The organism is Celeribacter sp. SCSIO 80838, from assembly GCF_056498065.1.
This window is the reverse complement of the sequence record NZ_JAZKMA010000001.1, coordinates 570,210-589,262: the sequence shown is the minus strand read 5'-3', so window position 1 is coordinate 589,262 and position 19,053 is coordinate 570,210. Positions and strand designations below refer to the sequence as shown.

Sequence of the window (19,053 nt, the reverse complement as noted above, 5' to 3'; positions counted from 1 at the left end):
CACCATGACCGATCTCTATCCCGTGAAGCGCGCGCTTCTTTCCGTATCCGACAAAACCGGCCTTGTTGATCTTGGCAAGGCGCTGGCCGCCAAGGGGGTCGAGCTTTTGTCCACCGGCGGGTCCGCGAAGACGCTGCGCGAGGCGGGGCTCGATGTCAAAGACGTTTCCGAAGTGACCGGTTTCCCGGAGATGATGGACGGTCGTGTCAAAACCCTGCACCCGCGTGTGCATGGCGGACTTCTGGCGCTGCGCGACAATGCCGAACACGTGGCCGCGATGGACGAGCACGGCATCGGCGGGATCGACCTTCTGGTCGTCAATCTCTACCCGTTCGAGGCGGCTCTGGCCCGCGGTGCGGATTATGACGAGATGATCGAGAATATCGACATCGGCGGCCCGGCGATGATCCGCGCTGCGGCGAAGAACCATGGGTTCGTCACCACCGTTGTGGACGTTGAGGATTACGCAGCCCTGATCGCCGAGCTCGACGCCAACGATGGCCAGACCTCTTATGCCTTCCGTCAGAAAATGGCCCAGATCGCCTATGCCCGCACCGGCGCCTATGACGCCGCCGTGTCGAACTGGATGGCGGATGCGATTGGCGAAGTGGCCCCGCGTCGTCGTGTGGTGGCTGGCCAGATCAAACAGACGCTGCGTTATGGCGAAAACCCGCACCAGTCGGCGGCCTTCTATGTCGATGGCTCCGAGCGTCCGGGGGTTGCGACTGCTGTGCAGCATCAGGGCAAGGAACTGTCCTACAACAACATCAACGACACCGACGCGGCGTTTGAGCTTGTGGCGGAATTCGATCCGGCGGAGACGCCCGCTGTGGCGATCATCAAACACGCCAACCCCTGCGGTGTGGCGAAGGGCGCGACGCTTCTGGAGGCCTATAACAACGCTTTCGATTGCGACCGTACCTCGGCTTTCGGTGGCATCGTGGCGCTGAACAAGGCGCTGGATGCGGAGACCGCCAAGGCGATCACCGAGATTTTCACCGAAGTCGTCATCGCGCCGGGCGCGTCGGACGAGGCGAAAGAGATTTTCGCGGCCAAGAAGAACCTGCGTCTTCTGACCACCGAAGGCCTGCCGAACGTCTTGGCGAAGCCGAACACGATCCGTCAGGTGGCGGGCGGCTACCTGTTCCAGGACAAGGATGCCGGGTTTGTCGGCATGGACGATCTGAAGGTCGTGACCGAGAAAGCGCCGACGCCCGAGCAGATGCAAGATCTGCTGTTCGCGTGGAAAGTCGCGAAGCACGTCAAATCCAACGCCATCGTCTATGTGAAAAACCAAGCCACCGTGGGCGTGGGTGCAGGCCAGATGTCGCGTCTCGACTCGGCGCTGATCGCTGCGAAGAAAGCCGAGCGCATGGCCGAAGCCATGGGCCTGCCGGAACCGCTGACCAAAGGCTCCGCCGTGGCGTCTGACGCGTTCTTCCCGTTTGCCGACGGTCTTCTCGAAGCCGCTGCGGCCGGTGCGTCCTGTGTGATTCAGCCGGGTGGCTCCATGCGCGACCAAGAAGTGATCGACGCCGCGAACGAAGCCGGGCTTGCCATGGTCCTCACCGGCATGCGCCATTTCCGGCACTGAGGCAAAATCATGCGGACCACGATCCTCGCAGCGCTGATCACCTTCGTGATCGACCAGCTCTCGAAATGGGCCGTGGTCCAGGGCATGAATCTCAAAGAGGTGGGGCAGATCGACGTTCTGCCCCCCTATCTCGTGTTCCATATGGCGTGGAACCGGGGGGCCAATTTCGGGCTTTTGTCCGGGCATGGCGATTTGCTGCGCTGGGGCTGGGTGGTCCTGGCGGTGGTGATTTCGACTTGGGTCATGTTCTGGGTCCGTCGCGAACGGTTTTCCGCGCTGGGCCAAATCAGTGCGGGGCTTCTGGTCGGCGGGGCCTTGGGCAATGCGATCGACCGCATCGTCTACGGCGCTGTGGCGGATTTCCTCAACATGTCCTGTTGCGGGTTTGCCAACCCCTATTCTTTCAATGTCGCCGATATTGCGATCTTTGCCGGGGCTTTCGGTCTCATCCTTTTCACCGGGGAGACGAAAAACCGGGCGTGACCTTGGCGCGCCCATCGTCTACACATGCTCTGACGCGAGAAGGCGGAGGAAGGTTTTCATGGTCTCGAATGTGCTCCGGACAGGTTTGTGCCTTATGGCTCTGAGTGCCCTTGTGGCCTGTGGCCAGTCCCGCGACCGCGTGCCGAATCAGGTGAAAACGGGGCCTGACGAATTTTCCGTCGTCCCGGCCAAACCGCTCCAACAACCCGCAAGCTACAGCAGCCTGCCGGTGCCGACGCCCGGCGGCGCGAACCTGACCGATGCGACGCCGAATGCGGACGCGATTGTCGCGCTGGGCGGGCGTGTGCCGACGGGCGGAGTCGATGGTGGTATCGTCAATTATGCCTCGCGCTACGGTGTCGATCCGACGATCCGTGCCGAGTTGGCCGAAGCGGATGCGAAAAAGCGCAAGGGGCGCGGCAGCTACGAGCGCGCTTACAAGCGTTTTGCGCTCGACGCCTATGAGGAATGGCTGCGCCTGCGCGCCCTTGGCGTCAAGGTGCCGAGCGCCCCGCCGGAGAAGTGAGACTCGGGCAAGGACCAAGGGCACTGGCAAAGCGTCATGATTGACGCCACGCCCCTTGCCAAACCCGATCCTTTTGCTTCACATCCGCGTCAGCCCCTGTTGTCCTGCGCGCCGTTTGCGGCAACAGTAAGCCAATACTGACGCACAAGGGTGTTTTCATGAAATACGCGGTCTCAGCGGCGCTGATTGCGCTGAGTTCCCCGGCACTTGCTGCCGAGGTGAGCCATTACGAGTTGGAGAATGGCATGGAGGTCGTGGTGCTCGAAGATCACCGCGCCCCTGTGGTGGCCCATACGGTCTGGTACAAGATCGGCGCAGCCGACGAGCCGATGGGCAAGAGCGGCATCGCGCATTTTCTCGAACATCTGATGTTCAAGGGCACGGACGATCTGGCCGCCGGTGAACTTTCGGAAACCGTGACGCGGAACGGCGGCTCGGACAATGCGTTCACCTCGTGGGATTATACCGCCTATTATCAACGGGTCGCCGCCGACCGTCTGGGTCTGATGATGCAGATGGAAGCCGACCGGATGCGCGATCTGGAGATGACCGAGGATGACGTGAAGACCGAGCGTCAGGTTATTTTGGAAGAGCGCAATCAGCGGATCGACAATGATCCGGGCGCGTTGTTCCGCGAACAAACCAGCGCGGCGCAATATCTCAGTCATCCCTACGGCATCCCGATCATCGGCTGGCGACAGGAGATGGAGAAGCTTTCGCGCGACGATGCGTTCAATTTTTACCACCGGTACTATGCGCCGAATAACGCCATCCTCGTGGTGGCGGGCGATGTCGATCCCGATGAGGTCTATAAGCTGGCACAAGAGTGGTACGGTCCGCTGGAGCCGACGCCGGGTCTGGGCGAGCGGATGCGGCCGCAGGAGCCGCCGCAACTGGCCGAACGGCGTATAACCATGACGGACGCGCGGGTGGCGCAACCCACGGTGATGCGCAGCTATCTGGCCCCGGAACGCGATCCGGGCGATCAGACCAAAGCCGCCGCGCTCGAAATTCTCGCCTCGCTTTTGGGGGGCAATTCCACGACCTCCTATCTCGCGCGCAAACTGACCTTCGAGGATCAGACCGCGATCTATGCCGGGGCCTATTACGACGGGGCCAGTATTGACGACACCACCTTCGGTCTGGTGATCGTGCCCTCGCCGGGTGTGCCTATGCAGGAAGCGGAAGACGCGCTCGATGCCGCCGTGGCGCAATTCATCGCCGATGGCATTGACCTCGACCAGTTCGAGCGGCTGAAAACCAAGCTGCGCGCCAATCTGATCTATGCCGAGGACGATGTCGAAGGTCAGGCGCGCCGCTATGGCGAAGAACTCGCTCTGGGCCTGTCGCTTGCGGATATCGAGGCCTGGCCGGAGATCCTTCAGGCGGTAACGCCCGAAGATGTGATGGCCGCCGCCCATGAGGTGTTCGACCGTCGCCGCGCCGTGACCGGCTGGCTGATGCCCGAAATGAAGGAAGGAGCGGACGGATGAAACGCTTTGTTGCGGCGCTTGTGGCGCTGATCTGGTTCACCCTGCCGGTGCAGGCCGCTGTCGATGTGCAGACGGTAGAGACCCCCGGCGGGATCAAGGCCTGGCTGGTAGAGGAACATTCCATCCCCTTCACCGCGCTGGAAATCCGGTTTCGCGGCGGCACTTCGCTCGACCGTGAGGGCAAGCGCGGCGAGGTCAACCTGATGATGGCGACGCTGGAAGAGGGCGCAGGCGAGATGGATGCCCAAGGCTTTGCCGAGGCGCGTGACGATCTTGCCGCCAGTTTCAATTTTAACGCTGGCTTGGACACGGTGAGCATTTCCGCCCGGTTCCTGAGCGAGAACCGGGACGCGGCCATGGCGCTTTTGCGTCAGGCGATCATGCAACCGCGGTTCGACGCCGATGCGGTGGAGCGGGTGAAGGGGCAGGTGGCCTCCATCCTGCGCTCGAAGGCGACCGACCCGAGCGATATCGCCTCCGAAGTGTTCTACAAGATGGCTTTCGGTGCGCATCCCTATGGCAGCGACGACAACGGCACGTTCGAGAGTGTCGAGGGGCTGACGCCCGAGGATATGTTCGCCGCCAAGGACCGGGTGATGACCCGCGACCGGCTTTATGTCGGGGCGGTGGGCGATATCACCGCCGAGGAGCTTGCCAGCCTGCTCGACGATCTTCTGGGCGATCTGCCGGAGACCGGAGCGGCGCTGCCGGAGACTGTCGAACCCGCACTGATGGGCGGGCTGACGGTCGTTCCGTTCGAGACGCCGCAATCCGTGGTGCTTTTCGGACAGAAAGGCATCAAGCGCGACGATCCAGATTTCATCCCGGCCTATATCGCCAATGAGGTTCTGGGCGGTCACGGGGATTCGCGGTTGATGGAAGAGGTGCGCGAAAAGCGCGGGCTGACCTATGGTGTCGGCTCCTACCTCGTGTCCTTCGATCACGCCGAGATGATCCTCGGGCAGTTCTCCTCCGGCAATGAGGTCGTGGCCGAGGCGGTGAATGTGGTGAAGGACGAATGGGCGAAGCTGGCGGAGACCGGCCTGACGCAGGAAGAGCTCGACCTGACCAAGACCTATCTGACCGGGGCCTATCCGCTGCGGTTCGATGGCAATGGCACCATCGCGCGCATCCTTGTGGGCATGCAGATGGACGGGCTGTCGCCGGAGTATATCAAGACCCGCAACGATCTGGTCAATGCGGTGACGCTGGAGGAGGTGAACCGGGTGATCAAACGGCTTTACAACCCCGAGACCCTGACCTTCGTCGTGGTCGGATCGCCCGAAGGGATGCAGACCAACTGAGATTTCCTCATGGTCGAATCGGGAGGGTCCATGCTACCTCTGGTGTCATGAACTCTCCCGCACGCAACATAAGCCAGGATCAGCCCCGTCCCGTCATTCGTCAGCTCGACGAGGGCGCGATCAACCGTATTGCCGCGGGTGAGGTCGTGGAACGGCCTGCCTCCGCCGTCAAGGAACTGGTGGAAAACGCCATCGACGCCGGGGCGACGCGGGTCGAGGTGGATTATGCCGATGGCGGCAAGACGCTCATCCGGGTGAGCGACGACGGGTGCGGCATGAGTGCCGAGGACCTGCCTTTGGCGCTGTCGCGCCATGCCACGTCGAAGATCGACGGTTCCGATTTGCTCGACATTCATACGTTTGGCTTTCGCGGCGAGGCTTTGCCGTCCTTGGGCGCGGTCGGGCGGTTGAAACTGACCTCCCGCGTGCAGGGCGGCGAGGGTGTCACCATGTCCGTGTCCGGTGGCAAGGCGGAGCCGGTGAAACCGGCGGCGCTCTCGCGCGGCACAGTCGTTGAGTTGCGCGATCTGTTTTACGCGACGCCAGCGCGGTTGAAATTCCTGCGCACCGATCGGGCGGAGGCGCAGGCTATCTCCGATGTGATCAAGCGTCTGGCGATGGCCGAACCTTATGTCGGGTTCATTCTTCGTGATGTGTCGGGCGGTGGCGAAGGTCGCGTAACCTTCCGCGCCGATCCCGAAAGCGGCGATATGTTCGACGCGCTGCATGGGCGGCTCGCGACCGTTTTGGGCAAGGATTTTGCCGAGAACGCTTTGGCGATCGATGCGGAGCGCGAGGGTTTGACGCTCACCGGCTATGCCGCTCTGCCGACCTATTCGCGGGGCTCTGCCGTGGCGCAGTATCTTTTCGTCAACGGGCGGCCTGTGCGCGACAAGCTTTTGGTTGGTGCGCTGCGCGGGGCCTATTTCGATTTCCTGTCGAGGGACCGCCATCCGGCGGCTTGTCTGTTCATCGACTGCGACCCGCATCTTGTGGACGTCAACGTTCACCCGGCGAAATCCGAAGTGCGGTTCCGCGAACCGGGGATCGCGCGCGGGCTGATCGTCTCGGCTTTGCGTCACGCTTTGGCGGGCGCAGGGCATCGGGCTTCGACGACGGTGGCGAATGCCACGCTGGGCGCGATGCGCCCGGAGGTCACAGAGCCGCGTGTCTATCAGATGGACCGCCCGTCGCAGAGCTATTCTGCGCCTTATCGGCCCTCCTCCGCGGTGATTGAGCAGAGCTACAACTGGCAGGCACCGGAGCGCCCGGAGCCGATGGAAACGCCGGGTTTCGCGGAAATGTCTGTGCCCTCGGCGCGGATGGAAGAGATCGAGGCAGCGCCAGTGACGGAGGCCTTGCCCCTCGGCGCGGCGCGGGCACAGGTGCATGAGAATTACATCATCGCCCAGACCGAACGTGGCATTGTCATCGTGGATCAGCATGCGGCGCATGAACGCTTGGTCTACGAGAAACTCAAACATCAGATGGCCGAACACGGGGTCAAGGCGCAGGCGCTTTTGATCCCGGAGATTGTCGAACTGTCGACCAATGATGCGCAGATGCTTTTGGACATGGCGGACGATCTGTCGAGACTTGGCCTCGGGATTGAACCCTTTGGCGGAGGCGCGATTGCGGTGCGCGAAACGCCCGCCATTCTGGGCCGCGTCGATGCCAAGGCGATGATCGAGGACATTCTCGATGAACTCTCGGATCTCGGCGACAGTTTCTCGGTTCAGGCCCGGATCGAAGCCGTGCTGTCGCGCGTGGCCTGTCACGGTTCGATCCGCTCGGGGCGTCGGATGCATGCCGAAGAGATGAACGCGCTTTTGCGGGAGATGGAGGCGACGCCGCACTCCGGGCAATGCAACCACGGTCGGCCCACCTATGTGGAGCTGAAACTTTCCGACATCGAACGGCTCTTCGGACGCACATGACACTCGATTTCAACGATCCCCTGACGCTCGCCGCCGTGATGGGCGGGGCGGTGCTTCTGGTCTTTTTTGTCCTGCTGATCGTGGTGCTGAAACGCTCCGGGGAGGCGGCGAAGATGGCGCTGCCGATTGCGCAGCAGATGAACCAGCTTGGGCAGCGGGTACAGATGCTCTCCGACGGGCAGCAACAGCTTGCCGGTGGCCTGACCCACGTGTCGGAGGCGCAGGTGGCCTCTCAGGCGCGGATGTTGGAGCTGATGGAAAAGCGGCTGGCGCTGGTGGCCGAGGCGATGAATGTGAACCTGCAAGGCTCGGCGCAGCGGACGGCGAAATCGCTTGGCGAGTTGCAGCAGCGGCTGGAGACCATCGACAAGGCGCAGGCCAATATCGAGAAGCTGTCCGGGAATGTATTGTCCTTGCAAGACATCCTGTCGAACAAGCAGACGCGCGGGGCGTTTGGGGAGATTCAGCTCAACGATATCGTCGGCAAGGCCTTGCCGCGCGACAGCTATAGTTTGCAGGCGACGCTCTCGAACGGGCGGCGGGCGGATTGTCTGATCCATCTACCGAATCCTCCGGGCCCGATTGCCATCGACAGTAAATTTCCGCTGGAGGCCTATGAGGCGCTTCGGCGTGCGGAGACGCAATGGGAGCTGAACGAGGCCGCCAAGCTGATGCGGCAGGCGGTGAAAAAGCACATCGCGGATATTTCCGAGAAATACATCCTTGAGGGCGAAACGGCCGATGGCGCGCTGATGTTCCTGCCTTCCGAGGCGGTCTATGCCGAGCTTCATGCCAATTTTCCGGAGCTGGTGCGCGAAGGCTTCGAGAAACGGGTCTGGATCGTCTCGCCGACGACCTGCATGGCGACGCTCAATACGATGCGGGCGATTCTCAAGGATGCGCGGATGCGCGAACAGGCCGGGGCGATCCGTAAGGAACTTTCGCTTTTGCATGGCGATGTGGAACGGTTGTCCACACGGGTCGGTAATCTCGACCGGCATTTCGGGCAGGCGGCGAAGGATCTCGAAGACATCAAAATCTCTGCCGAGAAAGCGGGCAAACGGGCGCATCGCCTCGACAATTTCGATTTTGAGGAATTGGCGCCCGAAACCGTGGCTCAACAGCCTGCGACGCTTGTGCAAAAATCCTAAACGGGCCTTCTCAAACCTGAATCTTTGACTTAGGTCATGTGCTCTATCGGGTGTAAGATGCACACTCAGTCAGATTTATGGAGGACCCCCATCATGGATATCAGCCCGCACAAAGTCGCCTTTGTCATCGTGCGTGCGCGCGAGCTTGGGGCGAAAGTGGCACGTTGGGATACGCCGTCTGACGATGCCGATGGCGATACGATTCTCGAAAGCCGCCCGTCCGATGGGACCGGGCGCGAGTTGCAGAGTTTCATTCGTGGCCTGAACGAGGATGAGAAAGCGGCGCTTGTGGCGATCATGTGGATCGGGCGCGAGACTTTCGACGACTATGGCGAAGCGCTTGAGACCGCGAAACAGGAGGCCATCGGTCCGACCGAGAAATACCTTCTCGGCATTCCGCTTCTGGCCGATTATCTGGAGGACGGTCTGGAAAGTCTCGGCGTGGATACCTCGGAGCTTGAGGACGAGATTTACCGCAAAGTGTGAGATCGCCTGAGTGACGATGAACAGGGCGCTGCGCAATCGCGTGGCGCCTTTTCATGTCTGTGCGCTGTGGAGCGGGCTTGTTTACACAGCATTGTGTGCGGCGGCACACATTTTCTTTTCACAGGGTGATCTTAGGTAAGGTTCTGCGGGCGGCACGGATGGTGCGCAAGCCCGTGCCTCTGGTCCGGTGCGATGCTTCCGGCAGAGGCAGATCGAATTCCAAAGGAGACCTCCCCATGAAAGCGCTTAGATTCTACGCGGCAAAAGACCTTCGCATCGAAGAGATGGAAGATATTCCCCAGCCGGGCCCCGGGCAGGTTGCGATCAAAAACAAATATGTCGGTATTTGTGGCACTGACCTGCATGAATATGTCGCCGGACCGATTTTCGTGCCGGTCGAACCCCACCCTTTCACCAAGGCGCAGGCGCCGCAGGTTCTGGGCCACGAATTCAGCGGCGAAGTGACTGCCGTGGGCGAAGGTGTGACCCATGTGAAACCGGGCGACCGGGTGTCGGTGCAGCCGCTGGTGATGCCGCGTTCGGGTGATTATTTCGCCGACCGCGGTCTGTTTCATCTGAGCGAAGATCTGGCGCTCGTCGGTCTGAGCTGGATGTCGGGCGGCATGGCCGAAGCGGCCATCGTCAACGATTACAATGCGGTGAAAATCCCGGACAGCATGAGCTGGGAAGAGGGCGCGCTCGTTGAGCCGACCGCCGTGGCGGTCTATGCCTGTGAGCGTGGCGAAGTGACGGCGGGGGACAGTGTGCTTGTGACCGGTGCCGGTCCGATCGGCATGCTGGCGATGCTCTCGGCGAAAGCTTTCGGGGCGACGAAAATCTTCCTGTCGGATGTCAATGAAACCCGGCTGAAACTTGCGAAGGAGATTTTGCCGGAGGTCATCACCTTCAACCCGATGAAGGACGATGTGGTCGCGGAGATTCGCGCTCTGACCGAAGGTGGCGTGGGGTGCGACAAGGTGATCGAAGCATCTGGCAACGAAGCTGCGTTGAATACCGGTCTGCAAGCGGTGCGCAAACAGGGCACGATCGTTCAGGTCGGTCTGCACACGAAAGACAGCAAGCTGCATTGGCATGATGTGACCTTCAAGGATGTCGATGTGCGCGGCGCCTGGGCCTATCCGACGTCGTATTGGCCGAAAGTGATCGACCTGATCGCGTCGGGTGCGATCCCGGCGGAGAAAGTCGTGACCAAGAAAATCGTTCTCGACGAGGCCGTGACCGAAGGGTTCGACGCGCTGCTCGATGCCTCCGGTGCGCATGTCAAAATTCTGATCGACGTGTCGAAATAATCGGAGCGGGCGTGCTCTGCGGGGCGCGCCCATTTCCGTAGGCGCAGACGAGACACAAAAAAACCGCCCGAAAATCGGGCGGCTTTTTTTGGTATCGCTGCTGAAGCTCAGCCCTGACGGGCTTTGTAGCGGCGCTGCGTCTTGTTGATCACGTACACGCGGCCTTTGCGGCGCACGACGCGACAGTCGCGGTGCCGGTTTTTCAGCGAGCGGAGCGAGTTGCGAACTTTCATGTTCTTCTCCTTTTCGCGGCGCCTGCGTGCGCCTGTTAAAACCAGTCGACTTAGGAAGAATGGTGGGCGTAACAAGGTTCGAACTTGTGACCCCTTCGATGTCAACGAAGTGCTCTACCACTGAGCTATACGCCCATTCTTCCTCGGGATTTCCACGTCTTGTCTGACACGCCTTGAGGCGGAAAGAACAAGACGCGGGGCATTTCCCGCGTCAGTCCGGCAGCGTATAAAAGGAGTCGGATGATTGTTCAAGGGCTTTTGGCAGAGAATTTCCTTGTCTATAGTTTTTGCGGAAAAGGAGCCCCGATGAGCAAAGCGCCCTATCTGCTGCAAAGACCGGAACGGAGAACCTCTCCGGTGGTTTTTGCCTCGCCGCACAGCGGGCGCACCTATCCGCAGGAAATGGTCGAGACCTCGGTCCTCGATTCTCTGCAGTTGCGCTCGTCCGAAGATGCCTATGTGGATCGGTTGTTTTCCGATGTCCCCGGCTTTGGCGCGGTGCTTTTGTCCGCCGTCTACCCCCGGGCATGGGTCGATCTCAACCGACGCGCCGATGAGTTGGACCCCGCACTGATTGAGGATGTCACACGGGTCGGGCTTAACCCACGGATTGCGTCCGGGCTTGGTGTCATCCCGCGTGTGGTCGCTGGCGGACGGAGTATTTACCGGGGCAAGATCCCGCGCGCGGAGGCCGAGGCGCGGATCGACACGGTCTGGAGGCCCTATCACGGCTTGCTCAAGGCGGTGCTCGACGAATCGCTGGCGCTGTTCGGGCAGGCGATTCTGATCGACTGTCATTCCATGCCGCGCGAAGCGCTGAGCGCGATTCGAACCACGCGGGGCAAGCGGCCGGAGATAGTGATCGGGGACCGCTACGGCGCCTCGGCGGCTCCGGGGATCGTTGCGGCGGTAGAAGAGGCGTTTCGGGCGCAGGGCTTTATCGTCTCGCGCAATGTGCCCTTCGCGGGCGCCTATGTGGCGCAACAATACGGGCGCCCGTCGCGCCAGTGCCATGCGATTCAGGTGGAAATCGACCGCTCTCTTTATATGAACGAACGAACGCTTGCCCTTCGCTCCGCTTTTCCGGCGCTGCGGGCCCGGATCTCTGCGGCGGCGCGGGCGATTGCGGAGATCGGGGCGGAGGGTGTGCCGCTCGCCGCCGAATGATTCACCGAAGTGCTCGGCCTTTCATGATGGCATCCGTGCCGAAGCGGCGGCGAATCTCGTCGCTGGCTTTTTCGGCCTTGGCGCGTTTGGTCGCATCCGGGTCGAGAAGATCGGGCGAGAGATCGGCCTGATCGGCGGGGCCGAGTTCGGAAATCCCAACGCCGATGAGACGAAACGGCCCTTGCGGCAGTTCGGGTGTCATCAGATCGCGTGCGGTGCGATAGATGCGGTCGGCGATATTCGTGGGTTCATGTAGGGTCACGCGCCGGGTCAGGGTCGCATGGCTAGCGCGTTTGAGTTTGAGCGTGACAGTGCGCCCGGCGATGTCTTTCGCCTTAGCCCGGTCCGAGACCTTTTGCGCCAAGCGCCAGAGATGTCCTTCGAGCAGATCGGCCATCCCGATGTCTTCGGAAAAGGTCGTCTCGTTGGAGATGGATTTCACCGGGCGGTGGGCGGAAATGCGGCGGCTGTCCTGCCCGCGCGCCAGATGCCAGAGCCGGTCGCCCATCGCGCCGAAGCGATGATGCAGATCGTCTTTCTCCCAGCGCCTGAGGTCGGTGAACGTGCGAATCCCGGCTTTCTCAAGCGCGGCCTGCGTGGCGCGCCCGACGCCCCAGATCAGGCTCACGGGTTTGTTCGCGAGAAATTCCATGGTCTCGGCTTCGCCGATGACGGAAAACCCGCGGGGTTTGTCCATGTCAGATGCAATCTTGGCGAGGAATTTGTTGTGCGACAGCCCGATGGACCCGGTGAGATGCAGCTCCTCGCGCATGCGTTTGACCAGACGGGCGAGCATGACGGCGGGCGGGTGACCATGGAGTTTCGTGGTGCCTGTGAGGTCCATGAAAGCCTCGTCGAGCGACAGCGGCTCCACATCGGGGGTCAGTTCCGCCATCATGTCGCGAATTTCGCGCGAGGCCGCGACATAGGCCTCAATCCGGGGTTTGACGACCACGGCTTCGGGGCAAAGGGCCAGCGCCTTGAACATCGGCATGGCGGAACGCACGCCCTTGATCCGGGCAATGTAACAGGCGGTGGTCACCACGCCGCGTTTTCCGCCGCCGACGATCACCGGTTTGTCGCGCAACTCCGGATTGTCGCGTTTTTCGACAGAGGCGTAGAAGGCATCGCAATCCATATGGGCAATCGAGAGGGTAAAGAGCTCGGGATGTGACAAGATCCTCGGTCGCCCGCAACTCGGACACCGTGTTCCATGATCGAACGTCGTGAGGCAGTCGCGGCACAGGCAGGACATGGCGGCGGGCATGTTTCGCTTTCTTGATACGCCCCTATCTTATACCCATCTGTGCAGGGGGGCTATGCCCCGACATATCAGTTTGGGGGAAGGTTTCTCATGAATTCCATTGATCCGGCACAGTTTCTGACCGGCGGCAATATCGTCACTCTGGCGCTGGCACTGTTCATCGTTCTTCTGGTGCTCAAAGGCGTGCGGATCGTGCCGCAGTCAGAGAAATTCGTGGTCGAACGCTTTGGGCGGCTGCGCACCGTTTTGGGGCCGGGGATCAACTTTATCGTGCCGCTCATCGATGTGGTGGCGCATAAGATCTCGATCCTCGAACGCCAGCTTCCGAATGCGATGCAGGATGCGATCACCTCCGACAACGTGTTGGTGAAGGTCGAGACCTCCGTGTTTTACCGCATCATCGAGCCGGAAAAGACGGTTTACCGTATCCGCGACGTTGATGCGGCGATTGCCACGACCGTGGCCGGGATCGTCCGCGCCGAGATCGGCAAGATGGAGCTCGACGAGGTGCAATCGAACCGCTCGCAACTGATCGCGACGATCAAGGTGGCGGTCGAGGATGCGGTCGACAACTGGGGGATCGAGGTGACGCGCGCCGAGGTGCTGGACGTCAATCTCGACGAGGCCACCCGCGCCGCGATGTTGCAGCAACTCAATGCCGAGCGCGCGCGTCGTGCGACCGTGATGGAGGCCGAGGGCGAGAAGCGCTCCGTCGAGCTGGCCGCAGATGCCGAACTTTACGCCGCTGAGCAAAAGGCCAAAGCGCGCCGGATTCAGGCCGACGCCGAAGCCTATGCCACCGAGGTCGTGGCCGAAGCGATTGCCAAGAACGGCATCGAAGCGGCGCAATATCAGGTGGCTCTGAAACAGGTCGAGGCGCTGACCGCATTGGGCGAGGGCACCGGCAAACAGACCATCGTTCTGCCGTCGGCAGCGCTTGAGGCCTTTGGCGATGCGTTCAAGCTTTTGAAAGGCAAGGCGTGATGGAACATATGGTTCTGTTGCTCGAATGGTGGTTCTGGGGGCTGGTGGCGATTGCGCTCATGGCGCTCGAAATCATTGCGGCGGGCTTCATGTTTCTGGGCTTCGGCATCGGCGCCGCCGTGGTGGCGTTCTTGCTGTTTCTCGGTTGGGTCGGAGCGAATGTGTCGTTCTTGACGCTGATCTTTGCGGTCTGTTCGATGATCGCATGGCTTGGCATGCGAAAGATTTTCGGGCTGCGCAAAGGTCAGGTGAAAGTCTGGGACAAGGACATCAACGACGATGAGTGAGGGGGCCGGGGCCTTTGTCGGGGCAAAGATCACGATCCTGACGCAAGGCTCCGTCCTGACGCTTCTGCGCGACGATGTCCCGACGATCTCCTACCCGGATATGTGGGACCTGCCCGGCGGCGGTCGCGAGGGGGATGAAACCCCGCTTGCCTGTGTTCTGCGCGAAACGCGGGAAGAATTCGGCATCGCGCTTGCGCCGGACATGGTGTGCTACCGACGTTTCTACCGGTATCCGGGGCAAACCGGGGGATGGCACTTTGGCGCGATCTGGGACGATCTGACGGAGGGTATGATCCGGTTTGGCGAGGAGGGGCAAATGTGGCGGTTCATGCCGGTTCAGGAGTTCGTCAGGCATAAAAATGCCGTGCCCTTTCTGAAAGACCGGACACGGCATTTTCTTGAAAGCCTGTCGCTGTAATCAGCTGTTCCAAGTGTCTGCGTTGGCGATCTCGTGCTGGATCGCGAGTGCGGCCTTGCGCGGGTCTTCCGCCTGCCAGACCGGGCGTCCGACCACGATGTGATCGACGCCATCGCGGATCGCCTGCGCGGGCGTTGCCACGCGTTTCTGATCGCCCAGAGACGCGCCCATCGGACGGACGCCGGGGGTGACGATCAGTTTGCCGGTCGCTTCGGGCAGTGCACGGATCAAAGCGGCCTCCTGCGGCGAGGCGATGACGCCGTCGGCGCCCGCGAGAAACGCCTTGCCCGCACGTTCCTGCACCAGATCGCGAATTTCACCCTCTTTGATCAATGCGCCATCGAGATCGGCGCGGTCGAGTGAGGTCAGGATGGTGACGGCGAGGATTTTCATATCCGACCCGGAGGCGCCCTCTTTCGCGGCTTTCACCACATACGGATCGCCATGCACGGTGAGGAAATCCATGTCATGCTGCGCCACACCGCGCACCGCGTTTTCCACCGTCGCGCCGATGTCGAAGAATTTCATGTCGAGGAAGATTTTCTTGCCCTGCTCCTGCTTGAGCTCGTTGGCGAGGGCAAAGCCGCCGCCCGTCAACATGCCAAGCCCGATCTTGTAGAAGGACACGGCATCGCCGATGCGATTGGCGAGCTCAAGTCCCTGCAACACATTAGGTACATCAAGGGCAACGATCAGGCGGTCATCGGCGGTCTGGGCAGTCATGGGCGCATCCTCTCTGGTTCGCCCCTCCTTGCGCAGAGAGACCCGTCGGGTCAAGAGGGTCAGGCGCTCAATCGGCCCTGATGGGCGGCGATTTCTGCCAGGTCCTTCAATCGGGCGACATTGGCCCCGCGTTTGCGATTGCGCAGCGCGCGGGCCCGAAGCGCAAGACCGCGACTGACGGTGGCGTAATCGGCGCTGATCGGGGCGGCGAAGTCGACGGGAAATGTGATCCGTTCGCCCGCCTCATGAAAGATAACACGCGCCTGATAGGCCTGAAGCGCTGCATTATAGGTGAGGCCCTGAATTTCTGCTCCATAGCTTTGCATGTCTGCTCTCCGTGATGGGGCCGGTGTGGTGGCCGTTTGGGATGCAACGCGGAGTGCGCTAAATTTGTTCCAATTTTGCAACAGGTCCTCTTGCGGGGGCTTGTGATGATGCCCATCTAGGGGTGGAAGGCCCCGACCCTCAAGCGTGCCGCCAAGCGGGCGCAGAAATTCACCCGGGGCGCTTGGAAGAGGAGAGACGGTATGAACATGGAGAAGTTCACCGAGAGGTCGCGCGGGTTCCTTCAGGCCGCGCAAACGATTGCGATGCGGGAGAGCCACCAGGCCCTGAAGCCCGAGCATCTTTTGAAGGCTTTGCTTGACGATGAAGAAGGCTTTGCCGCCAACCTGATCAACAAGGCAGGGGGCGATGCGAAAGCCGTGGTGGCCGCCAATGAGGCTGCCGTGAACAAATTGACGAAGGTCTCCGGCGATGCAGGTCAGACCTATCTCGATCAACAGACCGCGAAGGTTCTCGATGAGGCCGAAAAGCTTGCCAAGAAGGCAGGCGACAGTTTCGTGCCGGTCGAGCGGCTTTTGACCGCGCTGGCGATCACCCGTTCGGGGGCGAAAGACGCGCTCGATGCCGGTGGCGTGACGGCGCAGAAACTGAACGCTGCGATCAATGACATTCGCAAAGGCCGGACGGCCGATACGGCGTCCGCTGAGGAAGGCTATGAGGCGCTGAAGAAATACGCCCGTGACCTGACCGAGGCTGCCGAAGCGGGCAAGATCGACCCGATCATCGGGCGTGACGAAGAAATCCGCCGTTCGATGCAGGTTTTGTCGCGCCGGACCAAGAATAACCCGATCCTGATCGGGGAGCCGGGCGTGGGGAAAACCGCGATTGCCGAGGGGCTTGCGCTTCGGATCGTCAATGGCGACGTGCCGGAATCTCTGCGCAACAAGAAATTGTTGGCGCTCGATATGGGCGCGCTGATCGCCGGTGCGAAATATCGCGGGGAGTTCGAGGAACGTCTGAAATCCATCCTGAAAGAGATCGAGGCCGCCGCAGGCGAAATCATTCTCTTCATCGACGAGATTCACACCCTTGTGGGTGCGGGCAAAACCGATGGCGCGATGGATGCGGCGAACCTGATCAAACCGGCGCTTGCGCGGGGTGAGTTGCACTGTGTCGGTGCCACGACGCTCGATGAGTACCGCAAATATGTCGAGAAAGACGCGGCTCTGGCCCGCCGGTTCCAACCCGTTGTGGTCGAGGAGCCGACGGTCGAGGACACGATTTCCATCCTGCGCGGGATCAAGGAGAAATACGAACTGCACCACGGGGTGCGGATTTCTGACAGCGCCTTGGTCGCGGCGGCCACTTTGAGCCATCGCTACATCACGGACCGCTTCCTGCCGGATAAGGCCATCGACCTTGTCGATGAGGCGGCATCGCGTCTGCGGATGGAGGTCGATAGCAAACCCGAGGAACTCGACGCGCTCGATCGTCAGATTCTTCAGCTTCAGATCGAAGCCGAGGCTCTGAAGAAAGAGGATGACGAGGCGTCCAAACATCGGTTGTCGAAGCTCGAACAGGAGCTGGCCGATCTCATGGACCAGTCGGATGCGATGACCGCGAAATGGGAAGCCGAGCGGCAGAAACTCGAAGGCACGCGCGATCTGAAAGAGAAACTCGATCAGGCCCGCGCCGCTTTGGAAATCGCCAAACGCGAAGGCAATCTGGCGAAGGCGGGCGAGCTGTCTTATGGCATCATTCCGCAGCTTGAGAAACAGCTCGCGGAAGCCGGAGAGATCGAAGCCGAGGGCGATCTCATGGTCGAAGAGGCCGTGCGCCCCGAACAAATCGCCGAGGTGGTCGAACGCTGGACCGGGATTCCGACGTCGAAAATGCTCGAAGGCGAGCGGGAGAAACTTTTGCGGATGGAAGATGGCCTGCACAAACGGGTCATCGGTCAGGAAGCCGCCGTTCATGCCGTGTCCAATGCGGTGCGCCGTGCGCGGGCGGGGCTGAATGACGAAAACCGTCCGCTTGGGTCCTTCCTCTTCCTCGGGCCGACCGGGGTCGGGAAGACCGAGCTGACGAAAGCCGTGGCCGAGTTCCTGTTTGACGACGACAACGCGATGGTCCGCATCGACATGTCCGAGTTCATGGAAAAACACGCGGTCGCGCGTCTGATCGGTGCGCCTCCGGGCTATGTCGGCTATGACGAAGGTGGTGTTCTGACCGAAGCCGTGCGGCGCAGACCCTATCAGGTCGTGCTGTTCGATGAGGTCGAAAAGGCCCACCCGGATGTGTTCAACGTGCTGTTGCAGGTTCTCGATGACGGTGTGCTGACCGATGGTCAGGGCCGCACCGTGGACTTCAAACAGACGCTGATCATCCTGACCTCGAACCTTGGGTCGCAGGCGCTGAGCCAGTTGCCGGAAGGGGCTGACAGTGGTCTTGCGAAACAGGACGTGATGGCCGCAGTGCGCGGGCATTTCCGCCCCGAGTTCCTCAACCGTCTCGACGAGACGATCATCTTCGACCGTCTGGGTCGCGGCGATATGGGCGGGATCGTTGAGATCCAGCTTGCCCGGCTCGAAAAACGTCTGGCGAAACGCAACATTTCGCTGGCGATCGACGAGGCCGCGAAACAGTGGCTGGCCGATGAAGGCTATGATCCGGTGTTTGGCGCACGTCCGCTGAAACGGGTGATCCAACGCGCGCTGCAAGACCCGCTGGCCGAGCTTTTGCTGGCGGGCGATGTCAAGGATGGCGACGTCATTCCGGTCTCTGCCGGGGTTGACGGGTTGATCATTGGCGAACGGATCGTCGGGTCGAACAGGCCCGCGCCGGAAGATGCTGTCGTGCATTGAGCGACGGCACAGTAAGGAACATGAGGCGGCCTTTCGGGGCCGCCTTTTTCATGGGGGACCGGATCAGGGCTTGATGTAGCTGTAGCCGTCTTCCTGCAATTCGACGAGACGGGCGACGCCGGAGGGCACTATCTGCGCCTCTTCGAGAAGCTCGAGGGGACGATCCAGATTTTTGCTCATGTTGCGCAGGGTGTTCTCGCAGGCCGAAAAGGTCACGTCGGGATATTCCAGCGCCATCATTTCGATCCGGTCGGCCACCGGGCTCTGACCTTTCAGAAACATCTGAAGCCCCGGTCCATAAGCCACGATTTCCAGCACGACATCGTCGCCGATCGACTGGAAATAATTCCGGGCATTGTTGGCGTTGTTGAGCGCCATGTTCATCAGACGCAGGTCGCTGTCGTCGACATGAAACGCAATTTTATGGGTGATGCCGTCCGCCATGGCCATTCCTGCTGTAAGCGCGAGAACCACGCTGGTGATCAGTGCTTTGTGCATAGATATATTCCTCCCTTTTTATGCGTCGAGTGAGGCACAGGAACGT

At 61.1% G+C, this 19,053-nt stretch carries 19 protein-coding genes and 1 tRNA gene; 14 read left to right on the top strand and 6 right to left on the bottom strand.

Annotation, left to right across the window (positions count from 1 at the left end; translation table 11 throughout):
- The first annotated feature begins 4 nt into the window (after positions 1 to 4).
- From purH to V1475_RS02785, 9 genes are all read left to right on the top strand, one after another.
- Positions 5 to 1,594 carry a bifunctional phosphoribosylaminoimidazolecarboxamide formyltransferase/IMP cyclohydrolase gene (gene purH, locus V1475_RS02825; protein ID WP_479411536.1) on the top strand — a complete coding sequence of 530 codons (1,590 nt, stop codon included), beginning with the start codon at positions 5 to 7 and terminating at the stop codon, positions 1,592 to 1,594.
- Positions 1,595 to 1,603: 9 nt separating this feature from the next.
- Positions 1,604 to 2,077 carry a signal peptidase II gene (gene lspA / locus V1475_RS02820; protein ID WP_479411535.1) on the top strand — a complete coding sequence of 158 codons (474 nt, stop codon included), beginning with the start codon at positions 1,604 to 1,606 and terminating at the stop codon, positions 2,075 to 2,077.
- A 94-nt stretch (positions 2,078 to 2,171) separates the two neighbouring features.
- A complete protein-coding gene (locus V1475_RS02815; RefSeq protein ID WP_479411534.1) occupies positions 2,172 to 2,603 on the top strand; it encodes a DUF3035 domain-containing protein in 432 nt (143 codons plus the stop codon).
- 158 nt (positions 2,604 to 2,761) lie between these two features.
- Positions 2,762 to 4,096 (top strand): M16 family metallopeptidase, encoded by a 1,335-nt coding sequence (locus V1475_RS02810; protein WP_479411533.1) that lies wholly within the window; start codon positions 2,762 to 2,764, stop codon positions 4,094 to 4,096.
- A complete protein-coding gene (locus tag V1475_RS02805) occupies positions 4,093 to 5,400 on the top strand; it encodes a M16 family metallopeptidase (RefSeq protein ID WP_434289991.1) in 1,308 nt (435 codons plus the stop codon). The genes V1475_RS02810 and V1475_RS02805 overlap by 4 nt, the downstream gene beginning before the upstream one ends.
- Positions 5,401 to 5,447: 47 nt before the next feature.
- Positions 5,448 to 7,337, top strand: coding sequence for a DNA mismatch repair endonuclease MutL (mutL, locus tag V1475_RS02800; RefSeq protein ID WP_479411532.1), 1,890 nt, complete (start codon positions 5,448 to 5,450; stop codon positions 7,335 to 7,337).
- Positions 7,334 to 8,488, top strand: coding sequence for a DNA recombination protein RmuC (locus V1475_RS02795; RefSeq protein ID WP_479411531.1), 1,155 nt, complete (start codon positions 7,334 to 7,336; stop codon positions 8,486 to 8,488). The genes mutL and V1475_RS02795 overlap by 4 nt, the downstream gene beginning before the upstream one ends.
- 93 nt (positions 8,489 to 8,581) lie before the next feature.
- A complete protein-coding gene (locus tag V1475_RS02790; protein WP_434289996.1) occupies positions 8,582 to 8,974 on the top strand; it encodes a DUF3775 domain-containing protein in 393 nt (130 codons plus the stop codon).
- A gap of 236 nt (positions 8,975 to 9,210) precedes the next feature.
- Positions 9,211 to 10,284, top strand: coding sequence for a 2,3-butanediol dehydrogenase (locus tag V1475_RS02785; protein ID WP_434289997.1), 1,074 nt, complete (start codon positions 9,211 to 9,213; stop codon positions 10,282 to 10,284).
- 107 nt (positions 10,285 to 10,391) lie between these two features.
- Here the strand turns inward: V1475_RS02785 and ykgO are convergent, their stop codons facing one another.
- Both ykgO and V1475_RS02775 read right to left on the bottom strand, forming a co-directional pair.
- On the bottom strand, positions 10,392 to 10,517 hold the full coding sequence (gene ykgO / locus V1475_RS02780; protein ID WP_043868284.1) for a type B 50S ribosomal protein L36: 126 nt from the start codon (positions 10,515 to 10,517) through the stop codon (positions 10,392 to 10,394).
- Between the two features lie 60 nt (positions 10,518 to 10,577).
- Positions 10,578 to 10,652, bottom strand: a tRNA-Val gene (locus V1475_RS02775).
- Between the two features lie 171 nt (positions 10,653 to 10,823).
- On the opposite strand from V1475_RS02775, the gene V1475_RS02770 reads away from it, so the two are divergent.
- Positions 10,824 to 11,684, top strand: a complete 861-nt coding sequence (locus tag V1475_RS02770) for an N-formylglutamate amidohydrolase (protein ID WP_479411530.1) — start codon at positions 10,824 to 10,826, stop codon at positions 11,682 to 11,684.
- Between the two features lies 1 nt (position 11,685).
- On the opposite strand, the gene V1475_RS02765 is transcribed toward V1475_RS02770, so the two are convergent.
- Entirely contained in the window at positions 11,686 to 12,939 is a 1,254-nt protein-coding gene (locus tag V1475_RS02765; protein WP_479413946.1) for a DNA polymerase IV, read from the bottom strand.
- A gap of 99 nt (positions 12,940 to 13,038) precedes the next feature.
- Here V1475_RS02765 and V1475_RS02760 point away from each other — a divergent pair, with 99 nt between their 5' ends.
- Genes V1475_RS02760 through V1475_RS02750 form a run of 3 tightly spaced genes read left to right on the top strand, consistent with a single transcriptional unit; the run spans position 13,039 to position 14,637 of the window.
- Positions 13,039 to 13,932, top strand: a complete 894-nt coding sequence (locus V1475_RS02760; protein ID WP_479411529.1) for an SPFH domain-containing protein — start codon at positions 13,039 to 13,041, stop codon at positions 13,930 to 13,932.
- Positions 13,932 to 14,219: an NfeD family protein gene (locus V1475_RS02755; RefSeq protein WP_434290003.1), complete on the top strand. Its 288-nt coding sequence runs from the start codon at positions 13,932 to 13,934 to the stop codon at positions 14,217 to 14,219. Before V1475_RS02760 ends, V1475_RS02755 begins: the two co-directional genes overlap by 1 nt.
- Entirely contained in the window at positions 14,212 to 14,637 is a 426-nt protein-coding gene (locus tag V1475_RS02750) for an NUDIX domain-containing protein (protein WP_479411528.1), read from the top strand. The genes V1475_RS02755 and V1475_RS02750 overlap by 8 nt, the downstream gene beginning before the upstream one ends.
- Here the strand turns inward: V1475_RS02750 and pyrF are convergent, their stop codons facing one another.
- Together pyrF and V1475_RS02740 are read right to left on the bottom strand one after the other, a co-directional pair.
- Entirely contained in the window at positions 14,638 to 15,360 is a 723-nt protein-coding gene (pyrF, locus tag V1475_RS02745; RefSeq protein WP_479411527.1) for an orotidine-5'-phosphate decarboxylase, read from the bottom strand.
- Positions 15,361 to 15,419: 59 nt separating this feature from the next.
- A complete protein-coding gene (locus V1475_RS02740; protein ID WP_479411526.1) occupies positions 15,420 to 15,686 on the bottom strand; it encodes a hypothetical protein in 267 nt (88 codons plus the stop codon).
- A gap of 201 nt (positions 15,687 to 15,887) precedes the next feature.
- Here V1475_RS02740 and clpB point away from each other — a divergent pair, with 201 nt between their 5' ends.
- Positions 15,888 to 18,509, top strand: a complete 2,622-nt coding sequence (gene clpB / locus V1475_RS02735) for an ATP-dependent chaperone ClpB (RefSeq protein WP_479411525.1) — start codon at positions 15,888 to 15,890, stop codon at positions 18,507 to 18,509.
- Between the two features lie 63 nt (positions 18,510 to 18,572).
- Here clpB and V1475_RS02730 read toward each other — a convergent pair whose 3' ends face one another.
- The gene (locus V1475_RS02730) at positions 18,573 to 19,007 is read right to left on the bottom strand and encodes a DsrE family protein (RefSeq protein WP_479411524.1); all 435 of its coding nucleotides are present in this window, start codon (positions 19,005 to 19,007) and stop codon (positions 18,573 to 18,575) included.
- Positions 19,008 to 19,053: the final 46 nt, after the last annotated feature.

Bases quoted from the DNA above. Each gene is read 5' to 3' on its own strand.
- mutL (WP_479411532.1), top strand. From the start codon at position 5,448: ATGAACTCTCCCGCACGCAACATAAGCCAGGATCAGCCCCGTCCCGTC.
- V1475_RS02755 (WP_434290003.1), top strand. From the start codon at position 13,932: ATGGAACATATGGTTCTGTTGCTCGAATGGTGGTTCTGGGGGCTGGTG.
- V1475_RS02765 (WP_479413946.1), bottom strand. From the start codon at position 12,939: ATGTCCTGCCTGTGCCGCGACTGCCTCACGACGTTCGATCATGGAACA.
- purH (WP_479411536.1), top strand. From the start codon at position 5: ATGACCGATCTCTATCCCGTGAAGCGCGCGCTTCTTTCCGTATCCGAC.
- ykgO (WP_043868284.1), bottom strand. From the start codon at position 10,517: ATGAAAGTTCGCAACTCGCTCCGCTCGCTGAAAAACCGGCACCGCGAC.
- V1475_RS02815 (WP_479411534.1), top strand. From the start codon at position 2,172: ATGGCTCTGAGTGCCCTTGTGGCCTGTGGCCAGTCCCGCGACCGCGTG.
- V1475_RS02730 (WP_479411524.1), bottom strand. From the start codon at position 19,007: ATGCACAAAGCACTGATCACCAGCGTGGTTCTCGCGCTTACAGCAGGA.
- V1475_RS02790 (WP_434289996.1), top strand. From the start codon at position 8,582: ATGGATATCAGCCCGCACAAAGTCGCCTTTGTCATCGTGCGTGCGCGC.
- V1475_RS02760 (WP_479411529.1), top strand. From the start codon at position 13,039: ATGAATTCCATTGATCCGGCACAGTTTCTGACCGGCGGCAATATCGTC.
- clpB (WP_479411525.1), top strand. From the start codon at position 15,888: ATGAACATGGAGAAGTTCACCGAGAGGTCGCGCGGGTTCCTTCAGGCC.
- lspA (WP_479411535.1), top strand. From the start codon at position 1,604: ATGCGGACCACGATCCTCGCAGCGCTGATCACCTTCGTGATCGACCAG.
- V1475_RS02810 (WP_479411533.1), top strand. From the start codon at position 2,762: ATGAAATACGCGGTCTCAGCGGCGCTGATTGCGCTGAGTTCCCCGGCA.
- V1475_RS02805 (WP_434289991.1), top strand. From the start codon at position 4,093: ATGAAACGCTTTGTTGCGGCGCTTGTGGCGCTGATCTGGTTCACCCTG.
- V1475_RS02740 (WP_479411526.1), bottom strand. From the start codon at position 15,686: ATGCAAAGCTATGGAGCAGAAATTCAGGGCCTCACCTATAATGCAGCG.
- V1475_RS02750 (WP_479411528.1), top strand. From the start codon at position 14,212: ATGAGTGAGGGGGCCGGGGCCTTTGTCGGGGCAAAGATCACGATCCTG.
- V1475_RS02795 (WP_479411531.1), top strand. From the start codon at position 7,334: ATGACACTCGATTTCAACGATCCCCTGACGCTCGCCGCCGTGATGGGC.
- V1475_RS02785 (WP_434289997.1), top strand. From the start codon at position 9,211: ATGAAAGCGCTTAGATTCTACGCGGCAAAAGACCTTCGCATCGAAGAG.
- pyrF (WP_479411527.1), bottom strand. From the start codon at position 15,360: ATGACTGCCCAGACCGCCGATGACCGCCTGATCGTTGCCCTTGATGTA.
- V1475_RS02770 (WP_479411530.1), top strand. From the start codon at position 10,824: ATGAGCAAAGCGCCCTATCTGCTGCAAAGACCGGAACGGAGAACCTCT.